At 69.9% G+C, this 13,633-nt stretch carries 13 protein-coding genes; 5 read left to right on the top strand and 8 right to left on the bottom strand.

What is annotated here, in order from left to right; genetic code table 11:
* Positions 1 to 103 precede the first annotated feature (103 nt).
* From ACLF3G_RS03360 to ACLF3G_RS03370, 3 genes are read left to right on the top strand one after another with little or no spacing between them, the layout of a single operon-like run.
* A complete protein-coding gene (locus ACLF3G_RS03360) occupies positions 104 to 922 on the top strand; it encodes a creatininase family protein (protein WP_430667900.1) in 819 nt (272 codons plus the stop codon).
* Positions 915 to 2,273, top strand: a complete 1,359-nt coding sequence (locus tag ACLF3G_RS03365; RefSeq protein ID WP_430667901.1) for an FAD-binding oxidoreductase — start codon at positions 915 to 917, stop codon at positions 2,271 to 2,273. Before ACLF3G_RS03360 ends, ACLF3G_RS03365 begins: the two co-directional genes overlap by 8 nt.
* Positions 2,270 to 3,679, top strand: coding sequence for an FAD-binding oxidoreductase (locus ACLF3G_RS03370; protein ID WP_430667902.1), 1,410 nt, complete (start codon positions 2,270 to 2,272; stop codon positions 3,677 to 3,679). Before ACLF3G_RS03365 ends, ACLF3G_RS03370 begins: the two co-directional genes overlap by 4 nt.
* A gap of 90 nt (positions 3,680 to 3,769) precedes the next feature.
* Here ACLF3G_RS03370 and ACLF3G_RS03375 read toward each other — a convergent pair whose 3' ends face one another.
* A complete protein-coding gene (locus ACLF3G_RS03375; protein ID WP_430667903.1) occupies positions 3,770 to 4,345 on the bottom strand; it encodes an OmpA family protein in 576 nt (191 codons plus the stop codon).
* Positions 4,346 to 4,550: 205 nt separating this feature from the next.
* On the opposite strand from ACLF3G_RS03375, the gene ACLF3G_RS03380 reads away from it, so the two are divergent.
* Positions 4,551 to 4,751: a hypothetical protein gene (locus ACLF3G_RS03380; protein ID WP_430667904.1), complete on the top strand. Its 201-nt coding sequence runs from the start codon at positions 4,551 to 4,553 to the stop codon at positions 4,749 to 4,751.
* Positions 4,752 to 4,805: 54 nt separating this feature from the next.
* Here ACLF3G_RS03380 and ACLF3G_RS03385 read toward each other — a convergent pair whose 3' ends face one another.
* From ACLF3G_RS03385 to ACLF3G_RS03415, 7 genes are all read right to left on the bottom strand, one after another.
* Positions 4,806 to 5,501, bottom strand: a complete 696-nt coding sequence (locus ACLF3G_RS03385) for a peptidase (RefSeq protein ID WP_430667905.1) — start codon at positions 5,499 to 5,501, stop codon at positions 4,806 to 4,808.
* Positions 5,502 to 5,539: 38 nt separating this feature from the next.
* A complete protein-coding gene (locus ACLF3G_RS03390; protein WP_430667906.1) occupies positions 5,540 to 6,490 on the bottom strand; it encodes an alpha-E domain-containing protein in 951 nt (316 codons plus the stop codon).
* A 5-nt stretch (positions 6,491 to 6,495) separates the two neighbouring features.
* Complete coding sequence (locus tag ACLF3G_RS03395) at positions 6,496 to 8,004, bottom strand: circularly permuted type 2 ATP-grasp protein (protein WP_430667907.1); 1,509 nt, start codon at positions 8,002 to 8,004, stop codon at positions 6,496 to 6,498.
* A 107-nt stretch (positions 8,005 to 8,111) separates the two neighbouring features.
* On the bottom strand, positions 8,112 to 8,822 hold the full coding sequence (locus ACLF3G_RS03400) for a DUF1194 domain-containing protein (RefSeq protein ID WP_430667908.1): 711 nt from the start codon (positions 8,820 to 8,822) through the stop codon (positions 8,112 to 8,114).
* The gene (locus tag ACLF3G_RS03405; RefSeq protein WP_430667909.1) at positions 8,819 to 10,531 is read right to left on the bottom strand and encodes a gamma-glutamyltransferase family protein; all 1,713 of its coding nucleotides are present in this window, start codon (positions 10,529 to 10,531) and stop codon (positions 8,819 to 8,821) included. Before ACLF3G_RS03405 ends, ACLF3G_RS03400 begins: the two co-directional genes overlap by 4 nt.
* A complete protein-coding gene (locus ACLF3G_RS03410) occupies positions 10,528 to 12,099 on the bottom strand; it encodes an ABC transporter substrate-binding protein (RefSeq protein WP_430667910.1) in 1,572 nt (523 codons plus the stop codon). Before ACLF3G_RS03410 ends, ACLF3G_RS03405 begins: the two co-directional genes overlap by 4 nt.
* A 52-nt stretch (positions 12,100 to 12,151) precedes the next feature.
* Positions 12,152 to 12,709 (bottom strand): nucleoside 2-deoxyribosyltransferase, encoded by a 558-nt coding sequence (locus ACLF3G_RS03415; RefSeq protein ID WP_430667911.1) that lies wholly within the window; start codon positions 12,707 to 12,709, stop codon positions 12,152 to 12,154.
* A gap of 103 nt (positions 12,710 to 12,812) precedes the next feature.
* Here ACLF3G_RS03415 and ACLF3G_RS03420 point away from each other — a divergent pair, with 103 nt between their 5' ends.
* A complete protein-coding gene (locus ACLF3G_RS03420) occupies positions 12,813 to 13,592 on the top strand; it encodes an alpha/beta hydrolase (RefSeq protein WP_430667912.1) in 780 nt (259 codons plus the stop codon).
* The last annotated feature ends 41 nt before the right edge of the window (positions 13,593 to 13,633 follow it).

Raw genomic sequence — 13,633 nt, forward strand, 5'->3', positions numbered from 1 at the left:
GGGATCAGGCTGTGGACGCCGCGTCGCGGGCCGACGGCCCCCTCGCCCCCCTCGCGCCGGCGGGATATCACCCCATCTCCGCCCTGCCCCGAGAGGTTCCGCCATGGCCGCGCTACCCACCCGTTTCTGGCAGGACCTGCCCTGGCCGGCCTTCCGCGACCTGCCGCCGAACACCGTCGCGGTGCTGCCGGTGGCCTCGATCGAGCAGCATGGGCCGCATCTGCCAGTCTCGGTGGACACCACCATCAACCAGGGCGTCGTGGCGCGGACGCTGAAGGTTATTCCGGCGGACCTGCCGGTGCTGGTGCTGCCGACACAATGCGTGGGCAATTCGGTGGAGCATCTGCGCTTCCCCGGCACCATCACCACCAGCCCGGAGACGCTGCTGGCGCTGGTGACGGATATGGGCGCCAGCGTGGCGCGGGCCGGGGTGAAGCGGCTGGTGGTGGTGAACAGCCATGGCGGCAATGTCTCGGTGCTGGACATCGCCTGCCGGCGCATCCGCATCCAGCATGGCATCCTGGCGATCAACGCCATGTGGGCGCGGATGGGGAAGCCGGAGGCGCTGAAGGATGCCGTGGAAGGCAAGTACGGCATCCATGCCGGGCGGGACGAGACTTCGGTCATGCTCGCCCTGACACCGGACCTGGTGCAGATGGAAAATGCCCGGAACTTCGTCAGCCGGTGGCAGGGCGTGGCGAATGCGGCGCCGGGGATGGCGCCGGATGCGGGGGCGCCGCTGGCCTGGCAGGCGCAGGATCTGAACCCGGCCGGCGCGGTCGGCGATGCGTCGTTGGCCACCGCCGAGATCGGCGAGCAGTTGCTGGACTTCGCGGCGGAGCGCATGGCGGCGCTGTGGGCGCAGGTTTCAGCGTTCGACGCCGAGGCGTTCCTGGCCAGCGAGCCAAACCCCCATGGCTGACATCGGCGCCCTGGCCGCCGCGCTGGACGGCATTGAGCTTTCGACGGACCGCGCGCTGCTGCGGCAGAAAAGCCGCGACTTCTACTGGTACAGCCCGATCCTGAAGGCGCAGCTGGACGGCAAATCCGCCGAGATCTTCGCGCGGCCGCGGGACGAGGCGGAGGTGCTGCGGGTGCTGGCGGCGGCGCGCGCGGCGCGCGTGCCGGTGACGGTGCGCGGCGGCGGAACCGGCAACTACGGGCAATGCGTGCCGATGCAGGGCGGCGTGGTGCTCGACATGACGGCGATGGACCGGCCGCTGGCGCTGCGCGACGGCGTGGTGGAGGTGGAGGCCGGGGCGAAGATGATCGACCTCGACCTGTGGGCGCGGGAACGGGGGTGGGAGTTGCGGCTTTGGCCCTCCACCAAGCGCACGGCGACGATTGGTGGGTTCGTCGCCGGGGGCGGCGCGGGGGTCGGCGGGATCAGCCATGGGACGCTGCGGGAACGCGGCAATCTGCTCGGTGCGCGCGTGGCCACCATGCAGGACCCGCCGGTGGTGCTGGAGTTGGAGGGCGACGAGGCCGCGCCGGTGAACCGCACCTATGGCACGACCGGCGTGCTGACGCGGCTGTTCCTGCCGCTGACGCCGGCGCAGGACTGGCGCGACGTGGCGGTGGCGTTCCCGGCGTTTCCCGCAGCCGCGCGATTCGCGCTGGCGCTGGCCTTCGCGGACGGCATCCCGAAGAAGATGTGCGGCGTCTTCGACAGCCAGTTCCCGCCGTTCTTCCGGGCCATCGCGGATGCGGTGCCAGCGGGCCATGCGCTGGCCTTGGTGATGGTGGCGCCATCGGGGATGCGGGCGCTGCGCGACCTGGCAGCCGAGCATGGGGGGACCATCGTCGCGGAGCAGTCGACGGTGGAGGCGGAGCGCGACGCGGAGAAGACGCCGTTCTACGAATACTGCTGGAACCACACGACCCTGCAGGTGCTGAAGCGCGATCGCGGCGTCACCTACCTGCAATGCCGCTTCCCCTTCGAGGGCACGCTGGAGGCGGTGGAGGCGGTGCGGGAGCCGTTCCGGGACGAGGTGTGGATGCATACCAAATGCGTCCGCTTCGGCGGCCGCATCACCATGTCCGCCCTGCCCGTCATCCGCTGGACCACCGCGGAGCGGCTGGCGGAGATCATGGCGGCCTTCGAGGCGCAGGGGATCGGCATCGCCAACCCGCATGTCCTGACCATCGAGGAAGGCAGCAACTACCGCCGCGTGCCGGGCGACCAACTCGGCTTCAAGCAGCGCACCGATCCGCTGGGGCTGTTGAACCCCGGCAAGATGCGAGATTTCGTTCCGCTGGAGACACCCGCATGAGCGTCGCCGCCGTGATGGCCGAGCTGCCATCTGTCGAATGGATCACCGATCCCGCTTTGGTGCGGCAAAGGTCACGGGATTTCTTCTGGTACTCGCCGGTGCTGAAGCGGCAGTTGAACGGTGTGACGGCCGAAGCCGTGGCCTGCCCGAAGAACGAGGCGGAGGTGATGGCGGTGATGGCCGCCTGCGTGCGCCACCAGGTGCCGCTGACGCCGCGCGGCGCGGGCACCGGGAATTACGGGCAGGCGATGCCGTTGAAGGGCGGCATCGTGCTGGACCTGATGGGGCTGAACCAGATGGTCTGGGTGAAGCCGGGCGTGGTGCGGGCGCAGGCCGGGTGCAAGCTGATCGACCTGGATGCGGTGACCCGGCGGGAGGTGCGCGGCGAGTTGCGGTTCCACCCCTCCACCAAGCGCACGGCCAGCATCGGCGGGTTCATCGCCGGCGGATCCTCCGGCATCGGGTCGTGCACCTATGGCAAACTGCGGGAGTTCGGCAACATCCTCGGCCTGCGCGTGGTGACGATGGAGGCGGAGCCGCGCGTGCTGGAGTTGCGCGGCACCGACATCGACAAGGCGAACCACGCCTATGGCACGAACGGCGTGATCACCGAGGTGGAGATGCCGCTGGCGCCGGCCTGGGACTGGGTGGACGTGCTGGCGGGGTTTCCCGACACGCTGTCCGCTGCGCGGTTCTGCGAGGCGCTGGTGGCGAGCGACGGGATCGCCAAGAAGATGGCGGGCGTCGTCGCGCCGGGGGTGGCGCAGACCTACTTCAAGCTGTTCCAGCCGATCGTGCCCCCGGGAATGGCCTGCGCGATGGTGATGGTGGCGGAGCCGTTCCTCGACCTGCTGGCGCCGCTGCTGGCGCGCTTCGGCGGCACGCAGCTTTATGCCGTGCCGACCGAACAGGCGGAGACGCCGCTGTACGAGTTCACCTGGAATCACACGACCCTGCAGGCGCTGAAGGTGGATCGCAGCCTGACCTATCTGCAGACGCTGTTCCCGACGCCGCACCATTTCGAGCTGATTGCCAAGATGGAGCGGGAGTTCGGCGACGAGGTGCCGATGCATCTGGAATTCGTGCGGCTTGGTGGCGTTGTGACCTGCTTTGGATTGCAGCTTGTGCGCTTCACCACGGAGGAACGGCTGCAGGAGATCATCCGCATTCATGAGGATGCGGGCGCGCCGATCTTCAATCCGCATACCTTCACGCTGGAGGAAGGTGGGATGAAGCGGATCGATGGGGAGCAGCTTGAGTTCAAGCGCGAAGCCGATCCCCACGGCCTGCTGAACCCGGGGAAGATGATCGCCTGGGACGATCCGGATTGGACGCCGGACCGGCCGCAGGGGTTCTATCTGTATGGGCGCGCGGATGCGCCGGAAGTCGAGGAAGTGCTGGAGTAGAGGGGGGCGGCGGCTCGGCGTTCATAGCCCCCCGGGGTCGCAGGCCCCCTCACCCAACCCTTTCCCCTGAACCAGGGGGAGAGGGCTTCGTCAGCGGTCGAGCAGGACTTCGACGCGGCGGTTGCGCTGGCGGCCCTCGGGGTTGTCGCGGCCGTCCTGGGTGTTGGGGGCGACCGGCTCGGCCTCGCCACGACCCTCTGTCTGCATGGGCGGCAGGCCGCCGCCATTCGCCGCGAGCCATTGCTGGACGCTGCGCGCGCGGCGTTGGGACAGGGACAGATTGTACTCATCGCTGCCCAGCGCATCCGTGTGGCCGAGGATGCGGACCTGGCGGGGGCGGCGCTGGCGGATGATCTCGGCGACGCGTTGCAGGGATTCGGTCGCTTCCGGGCGAAGATCCGCCTTGTCGAAGTCGAACAGCACGTCGTTCTGCACCGTCAGCTTGGTGGTCTGCGGGCCTTCCTCGATGACGACGTTGGCGCCGCGAATATCCACGGCACCGCCGGGCGGCACCGGAGTGACGATGGTCTGGCCGTCACGTTCGACGGTGAAGCCGCGCGGTTGAGGCGCAGGCTGTTCGACGGTGACGCTGCCGGTGGCACGTTCCTGCGCCAGCGCGGGGGCCAAGGGAAGCAGCAGCGACAGGGCAAGCAGGGTGCGGCGCATGAGGAGCCTCCTGGGGCGGTGGAGGCTGGAACGCATTGCCGGGTCTCGGGTGTTGCGGATCGCGATGCTTTGAGATTTTGCAACGATGCGGCGAATCCTTGACGTAACCGACATGGTCGTTGCATCGCGAAAACGTCAAAGCCGATGCGGAAACCACATGGTCGGCTTGGCGGTTGATGGCGGGCTTCCAGAATGGAGAAAGCCCATGCGTAACGCCCTTCCGACCCGCCTCACCGGCCTGGCGCTGACTGCCGGCGCAGCGCTGCTGGTCAGCGCCTGCACCTATGTCGAGCGCACGCCGGCCGCGCCGCAGCAGCCCGCGACGCTGGTGGTGCCGCAGGCCTCGCCGACCGTCGTGGCGCCGGCCGCGCCGCCGCCGACGGTGACGGTGCGCCCGAGCTACTGAGGCGGGCGCCAGCCCCCTCGCCCAGCCCTCTCCCCCGCCCGGGGAGAGGGTTTTCTATTGATTCAGCCAGTCCGGGCGGGGCAGGGCGCGGTAGGCTTCGCGCAGGCTTTCGGACCAGCGCTGACGCAGGAAGGCGAAGTACGGGTCCTCCTCGGTCAGGCGGCGGCGCAGGGCGATGGCCAGCGCGTCGCGGCGGATCACCGTCAGGTCGATCGGCAGGCCGACGGTCAGGTTGGAGCGCAGCGTGCTGTCCATGCTGATCAGCGCCAGGGTCACGCCATCGGCCAGCGGCGTCGCCGGGACCAGCACGCGGTCCAGGATCGGCTTGCCATATTTGTGCTCGCCGATCTGGAGGAAGGGCGTGTCGCGCGTCGCCTCGATGAAGTTGCCGGCGGCGTAGACCAGGAACAGGCGTGGCGGCTGCGTGCCGATCTGGCCGCCGAGCAGGATCGAGACATCGAAGTTCAGGCCCTGGCTGCGCAGGCCGGGACCATCGGCCTCGAACACCTCCCGCACCGCGGCGCCGATGAGTTGCGCGGCACGGAACATGGAGGGCACACGGGCGAGCGTGGTGATCTCGCCATCGAGGCGCACGCCTTCCTGCAACCGGTTCCACACGGCCTGGGTGACGGCAAGGTTGCCGGCAGTCAGCAGGACCAGCACACGCTCGCCGGGCTGTTCCTCGACGAAGGTCTTGCCGAAGACGGAGATGTTGTCGACGCCGGCGTTGGTGCGGGTATCCGATAGCATGACCAGGCCGGCATCGAGGAGGAGGCCGACACAGTAGGTCATGCGTTCAGGTAGAAATCCGCGATCTCCCGCCCGAGGTCGAGGTTGCGGTCGATCATCGTGGTCAGGAACGGGTGCAGCCCACCTTGCAGGATGCGGTCGATGTTGGTGTCGCGCAGCCGCGCATGGGCCTCCGCCGCAAGGCGGTGGCATTCGCCGCGGCGGCCGCCATTGGAGTCCGCGATGCGGTCCAGCACCTGGGCGACGCGGGCGTGGCAGGCCAGCAGGGAACGTGGCAGCTCGGGCCTCAGGATCAGCAGGTCTGCCACCAGCTTGGATTGCAGGCGGGTGTGGTAGACCCATTGGTAGGATCGCAGCGCGGAGACGCTGCGCAGCAGCGCCTGCCATTGCGCATAGGCGACGGCGCCATCGGCGCCCACGCCATCCAGTGCCAGGTGCTTGGCGTCCAGCAGCCGCGCGGTGTTGTCGGCTCGTTCCAGCATCACGCCGAGATGCACGAAGCGCCAACTGTCGTCGCGCAGCATGGTGTCCGCCGCGGCGCCATTGAACAGCAGCGTGCGGGCTCGGACCCAGTCGAGGAAGGCGGGCAGGCGATCCGCATCGGTGGCGGTGGGCGCCTGGTTGCGCATCTCGCGCCAGGTGTCGTTCAGCGCCTCCCACATGTCGACCGTCAGCGCGGTGCGCACGGCGCGACCGTTGCCGCGGGCGGACTCGATGCAGTTGGCAATGGAGGACGGGTTCTTCGGGTCCAGCGCCAGCCAGCGGATCACCGCCTCCGCGGTGACTTCTGGATGGTTTTCCAGGAAGCCGGGTTCGGCGCCGGCGGCGACGAGAAGGCTGTGCCATTCATCGACCAGCCCATCCTCCGCGCCGAGGCTGGAGCCCAGGCCGGCCATGCGGAGGGCCACCTGCATGCCGCGGGCGAGGTTGCCGGCGCGTTCGGTGTAGCGCCCGACCCAGAACAGGCTGTCGGCGGTGCGGGAGAGCATTACGGTCAACCCCCCTGCGACTGGGATTGCGACTGGGACTGGAAACCACCGCCGGATTGTGACTGGCTTTGGGACTGCGATTGCCGGGGCGCGTCGTCGACCACCCAGGTATCCTTGGTGCCGCCACCCTGCGACGAGTTCACCACCAGCGAACCCTCCCGCAGCGCCACGCGGGTCAGCCCGCCGGGGACGATGCGGACTTCCTTGCCGGTCAGCACATAGGGGCGCAGGTCCACATGGCGGGGGGCGATGGTATCGCCCGACAGCGTGGGCACGGTGGACAGCGCCAGGGTGGGCTGGGCGATGTAGTCGGCCGGGCGGGCCAGGATGCGGCGCGCGAATTCCTCCCGCTGTTCCGGCGTGCTGTGCGGGCCGATCAGCATGCCGTAGCCGCCGGAGCCGCGCGCCAGCTTCACGACGAGGTCCGCTATGTTCGCGAGGACATGGGCGCGGTCTTCCTCCCGCTCGCAGAGGAAGGTCGGCACGTTCTGCAAAAGCGCCGTCTCGCCGAGATAGAAGCGGATCATCTCCGGCACGTAGGGGTAGATCGCCTTGTCGTCGGCGATGCCGGCGCCGGGCGCGTTGGCGAGGGTCACGTTGCCGGCGCGGTAGGCGGCGAAGATGCCGGGCACGCCGAGCATGCTGTCCGGCCGGAATACCTTCGGGTCGAGGTATTCATCGTCGAGGCGCCGGTACAGTACGTCGACGCGCCTGGGGCCGGCGGTGGTGCGCATGAAGACCACGTCGTCCTGCACGAACAAATCGGCGCCTTCCACGACCTCCACGCCCATCTCGTCGGCCAGGAAGCAGTGTTCGTAATAGGCGCTGTTGAAGTGGCCGGGGGTGAGGATGGCGACGCAGGGCTCGCCGCGGCAGTTCGGCGGCGCGGCTTCCTTCAGCGTCTCCAGCAGGTCTTCCGGGTAGTGGTTCACTGGGGCGAGGCGATGGCTGGAACAAAGGCCGGGGAACAGGCGCAGCATCGCCTCACGGTTTTCCAGCATGTACGAGACGCCGGAGGGCGTGCGGCAATTATCTTCGAGCACGTAGAAATCATCCGTGCCGGTGCGCACCAGGTCGATGCCGGAGATATGGCTGTAGATGCCGCCAGGCGGGCGAAAGCCCTGCATCTCCGGCCGGTAGGCCTCGTTGCCCAGGACCAGGGCGGAGGGGACGATACCGGCTCGCAAAATCTCCTGCGCACCGTAGACATCGGCCATGAACATGTTCAGCGCGCGCACGCGCTGGGTCAGGCCGCGTGCGAGGCGGTCCCATTCGGCGCGGGCGAGGATGCGGGGGATGATGTCGAAGGGGATCAGGCGCTCGGGGTCACCGCCCTCGCCATACACGGCGAAGGTGATGCCGACGCGGCGGAACAGCGCTTCCGCCTCCGCCCGCTTGGCGGCCAGCGCTTCCAGCCCCTGGGCCTTCAGCCAGGCCTCGATGCCGGCATAGGCGGGGCGGACGGACTGGTCCTTGTCGTGCATCTCGTCAAAAGCGCGGGCCTGTTCGGTCACGTCCAGCCTTGTCCCCCGTGTTGGAATGACCTTGGGCGAATTGATCGGCAGTGGGAAGGGGCGAAGGGCGTCCGCCAGGCGGGCCGCGTGGCGCGGGTGCCTGCGGGCTAGGCGGGGGCTGCCCCGGCCTGGTGCAGCGCAACTTCCCGGATCAGCTTGGCGCGCATGGCGCGGGCGAAGTCCCGGCGGTCCTCCGCCTGCATGACGAAGGCGCCGGGGCCGCCCATGACGTCCTGCTCATAGGCGGCCTTGAGGCGGCCGCCGCGCCAGGAGGAATTGGCCTCGATCGCCAGGCCGTTGACGATGATGCCCTGCGCCACGGCGAGGTCCCGCGCGACGGGAGCTGGTGTGAGGCTGCGGATGTCCGGGCCGTCGCCGGACAGGTCGATGGTGCGTTCCTCGGCGGCCCAGGGGGCCCGGGCGATGAGGGCGGTGGCGTGGATCAGCGCGTCGCCGATCGCGTTGTAGGATTGCCGGGAGCGAGGCGCGTCACGCATGGCGTCGCCCGCGGCCTGCGCGCTGCCAGGGTCGGTCACGCGCATCCAGTCGACAACCGTGGCGGCGCCGCCGGGCGAGCCCCATTCGACCAGGGCGACGCCGATCGCGCCGCGCGGGCGGGACCGGATGGCGGCGAGGACGGTGGGGTGGGCGATGGCCTCCGCGATACCGTCGCGTTGCAGGGCGAATTCGCCGGCATCGATGGAGCCGGAGGCGTCGATGGCGAGGACGAGGAGGAGGTCGACGGGGGTGGCTTGGGCGTGGGCCGGCAGCGCCGCGAGGGCCGGCGTCGCCAGCACCGCGCGGCGCGGGTACCTCATATGGCGATGGCGTAGGCAGGCCGGCGCGGGTCGGCGCCGGCGCGTTTCAGGCCGGAGACCGGGTCGTCCAGCACCACCTCCACGCTGCCGGCAAGCCAGGTCATGTCGGGCCAGGGCTTCACCTCGTGGCCGAGCGCGGTGAGCGCCGCGCGGGTCGATTCCGGGATGCGGGATTCGACGGCGAGGCGACCCGGAAAGTACTCGTAGGGGGCGAAGGAGGAGGGAAAGGAATAGCTGGCGACGCGGGGCGCCTCGATGGCGTCCTGCACCTCCATGTCGAAATGCAGGATGTTGAGCATGACCTGGAGCATGGCCTGGATCTGCACGTCGCCGCCCGGCGTGCCGAAGGGCATCACCCCGCCATCCTTCGTCACCACCATGGCCGGATTCGGCGTCAGGCGCGGGCGCTTGCCGGGGGCGACGCCGGCGGGGTGCGACGGGTCCGGGCGGTTCTGCGTGCCGCGGCCGGAGACGACGAGACCGGTGCCGGGGATGACCGGCACGTTCCAGGAGCCATCGGAGGGTGTCGCGCTGAAGGCGTTGCCCCAGCGGTCCACGACCGCGACGTAGGAGGTGTCGGCCTCGACCTTCGGCAGGGCAGCGCGCGACGCCTCGGGCAACGCGTTGCCGCGGCCGAGGATTGGTTCGGGCAAGCCGGGGTGCGCGCGCCTCAGGTCGATGGCGGCAGCGCGGGCGGCGATGTGGCCGGGCGAGAGAAGCTGCTCCAGCGGCACGTCCACCATGGCGGGATCCCCGAAATGGTATTCGCGGTCCGCCAACGCGCCCTTCAGCGCCTCCACGATGATGTGGATGTATTCGGGCGAGTTGTGCGCCAGGCCGTCGAGGCCGAGGCGTTCGGCGATCAGCAGCGCCTCGGTCAGCGCGGGGCCCTGGCACCAGGGGCCGCAGGTGAGGATCTCGTGGCCGCGCCACTGGCGGGAGACGACGGGTTCGATGCGGGAGCGGAAATCGGCCATGTCCGTGGCGGACAGGAAGCCGCCCTCGGCCTGGACGTAGCGGACGATCTGGCGGGCGAGGTCGCCCTTGTAGAAGGCGTCATGCGCGGCGTGGAGCCCGGCCTCCCTTCCCTGCCCGGCCGCCGCCTTCTCCTGGTCCACCATGTAGGACAGGCTGCGGGCGAGGTCGGCCTGGACGAATTTCTGGCCGAGCACCGGGACCTTGCCGCCGGGCAGGAAGATCTCGGCGTTCTGCGGCCAGGTGCGGTACTCCGCCTCATGCGCCGCGATGCTTTCGCGTAGCAGCGGATAACACGCAAAGCCTTCGGCGGCGAAGCGGATGGCGGCGGCGGCGATGTCGCCGAAGGTCATCGTGCCGTGGCGGGCCAGGGCCTGGATCCAGGCATCGGGGGCGGCGGGCACCACCATGCGGCGGACGCCGGGCGGCATCTTTCCGCCGTGCTCGCGCATGAAGACGTCGGGCGGCGTGGCGGCGGGCCAGTGGCCGAGGCCGGCGATGGATTCCACCGTGCCGTCGGCCTTGCGGATCAGGATCGGCGCGACGCCTGCAACGCTGACGAGATCCGGTTGCAGCACGCCGAGCGCGAGGCCGGCGGCGCAGCCGGCATCCACCGCATTGCCGCCCGCTTCCAGGATGGCGAAACCCGCGGCGGCGGCGAGGTAGTGGCCGGCGCTGATGGCGTGGCGAGTGCCGGCGATGGTGGGGCGGCCGGTGGCGGACTGTGCGCTCATCGCGCCGGCACCGCGTGGATCGCGACCATCTGTTCGTCGAGCCTCGGCGTGTAGGCGATGCCGCGGCGGGCGGCGGCGATGGTCATCTGGGTGTAGATCGGGATGCCGGCATGCAGGCGCATCGCCTCCCGCATCGCCATGCGCAGCGCCCCCTCGCGGTCGCCTTCCATGCGGAAGGCGGCGTCCTCGATCAGGCGGTCGAGGTCGGGGTCACTGAAGGCACCGCGGTTGGATTGGCCGAAGCCGCGCGACACCTGCTGGCTGTGCATGGCGAGGCTCAGCACATGCGTCGCGTCGCGGGTGGAGGAGGAGGATTGGCCGAACAGCACCAGCGGCACGTCGTTGCGGCCGACCTGGGTGCGGGTGAAGAACACCGAGCCGGGTTGCGTCTCCACCTTCGCCTGGAAGCCGGCGCGGGTGAACATCTGGCCGAGCGCCTGGCAGACGCGGTTGTCGTTGACGTAGCGGTTGTTGGAACAGCCGACGGTGAAGCCGAAACCCTCCGGATAGCCGGCCTGCTCCAACAGGGCGCGGGCGCGGTCGGGGTCGTAGGCGGGGGTCGGGATGGCCGGGTCGTAGCCGCCGAAACCCTCCGGCACCAATTGCCCCGTGGCGACCGCCTGGCCGTCCATGGCGCGGGAGACCAGGGCCTCCCGGTTGATGGCGAGGCTGAGGGCCTGGCGCACACGGACATCGCGGAAGGGGTTGCGGTCGAGCGGCTGGCCGGTGCTGTCCGTGATCAGCGGCAGCGTCTCCGCGCCGACATGCGGCAGCAGGAACATGGTGCGGTCGGAGGGGCGCTTGAAGACGGAGACGCGGTCGGAGCGTTCCAGCCGCACCGCATCGGTGGTCGGCACGTTCTCGATCAGGTCCAGGTCGCCGGCGAGCAGCGCCGCGGTGCGGGATGCGTCGTTGCCGGCGACGCGGATCTGAACCCGCGCCCAATGCGGCTTCTCGCCCCAGTAGGTGTCGTTGCGGACCACATCCATGCCTTCCGGCCCGCGAAACTGCTCCAGCCGGAACGGGCCGGTGCCGATGGCGGCGCGGCCGGAGGCGAAGTCCGTGGGGCCGGCGCCTTCCGCGGCGCGACGGCTGACGATGAAGACGTTGGTGAGCTGGCCCGGCAGCACCGGGTTGGGCTGGCTGGTGTGGATGCGGATGGTCAGCGGGTCCACAACCTCCGTCCGCGTGATGCCGCGCAGGTTGGGGGTGTAGGGGCCGGGGTTGCCCGGGATGTTGGGGATGCGCTGGAAGGAGAAGGTGACGTCTTCCGCGGTGAAGGGCGTGCCGTCCTGGAAGGTGACGCCCGGGCGCAGTTTCAGCTCCCAGGTCGTCGGCGCGATGGCGGTCCAGGACAGCGTCAGGCCGGGCACCCAGCGGCTGTCGGCGTCGCGGTTCACCAGCGTGTCGTAGATGTGGCGGGAGGCCGCCATGTTGGGGCCGAGGAAGATGAAGTGCGGGTCGATGTTGAACGGGGCCCGCACGCCCATGGTGAGGGTCTGCGCCTGCGCGCCGCCCACCATCGCAAGGGCCATCGCCGCGCCAGCCATCCAACGTCGCATCATCATCCGTCGTCTCCGTCCGCCAGGCCGGAAGGCTCGGCGCGACGGGGGGCGGGTGTCAACGGGCAATGGCCTTGAGGCAGGCCTCGAAGCCCGCGAGATCCGTCCAGCGATCGGCTTCCGGAACCTGGCGGCGGATGAGGAGGCCGCCGGCGGCGCGGATGCCGCCATCGATCATCAAATTGTCGGTGAGGCCGAATTCCTCCAGCCCGAGTCCCTCGCCATCGACCCAGCGGCCGGCGGCGTTGCGGCTGGCGTGGTGGCCGAGGCTGCGCAACGTGCGGGCGGCGAAATCCGCCGTGTCGTTGGTATAGCCGAACACGGGGCGGCCGAGGGCACGCATGAAGCCCAGTTCGTACACCGTGCCGGCATCGGCGGAGGGGCCGCGGAAGGGGGTGAGGTTGGCGATCAGGGCGTCGCAGGCACGGATGTGCGCCTCGTTGCGCAGGTAGATGGCATACCAGGCATCCTGCGCGGCATCGGCGGCAGGGTCGGGGCGTGGGTCGGTGGGGAAGACGCCCTCGAGGCCGTGGCGCGCGCAGAGGCGCTTCTTCTCGGCGGCCATGGCGGCGGCCTCGGGCAGGAAGACGTCAGGGCCGGCGAGATAGACTTTCATCCGCGCACCATGCCGGATTTCAGGCGCTTTGCGGAGCGGGGCCGGTGCGTTTCGGCGATTCCGGGGTTGCCGGGATGATGGCGGGCGCGTGCAATACGGCGTGATGAATCTGGAAGCCGAATACAACAACCGGGCTCGGGTGCCGGAACACCCGGCGCACCTGGCGGCCTGGCAGCGGGATGCCGCGGCGTGGCGGGTGGCCTGTGCGCGGGCGGAGCTGGACCTGCCCTATGGCACCGCGGCCCGGGAGAGGCTGGACCTGTTCTGGCCAGAGGGCGCCGACGCGGCGACGCCGATCGCAATGTTCATTCATGGCGGCTACTGGCAGGGGCTGGGACGCGAATGGGTGTCACACTGCGCGCGCGGGCTGAACGGCCAGGGCGTGGCGGTGGCGGTGCCGTCCTACGATCTGTGCCCGGCGGTCACCATCGCCGACATCGTGGCGCAGATGCGGGCGGCTGCGCGGATGCTGCGGGCGCGGGTTGGCCGACCACTGCTGGCGGCAGGGCATTCGGCAGGTGGGCACCTGGCGGCGATGCTGCTGGCGCTGGAGCCGGGGACGGTGCGCGCGGGGCTGGCGATTTCCGGCGTGTTCGAGCTTGAGCCGCTGCGGCACACCAGCATCGGCACGGCCCTGCGGCTGGATGCGGCGATGGCCCGCGCCCTGTCGCCGCGCTTCCTGCCGCGGCCGGCGGGCGCCCTGCACTGCATCGTCGGCGGCGCGGAGAGCGACGAATACCTGCGGCAGTCGCGCGACATGGCGGCAGCTTGGGCTGGCGGGTTCGAGGTGCTGCCGGGTGCGGACCACTTCACGGTGCTGGCGCCGCTGGCCGATCCGGACAGCGGGATGGTGGCGCGTGCGAAATCGCTTGCATCGACGTGATGCTTGAAGCTTAAAATATTGGGAAGAACAGGGAGACCGAC

The organism is Falsiroseomonas sp. HC035, assembly GCF_050563525.1.
Lineage (GTDB): Bacteria > Pseudomonadota > Alphaproteobacteria > Acetobacterales > Acetobacteraceae > Falsiroseomonas.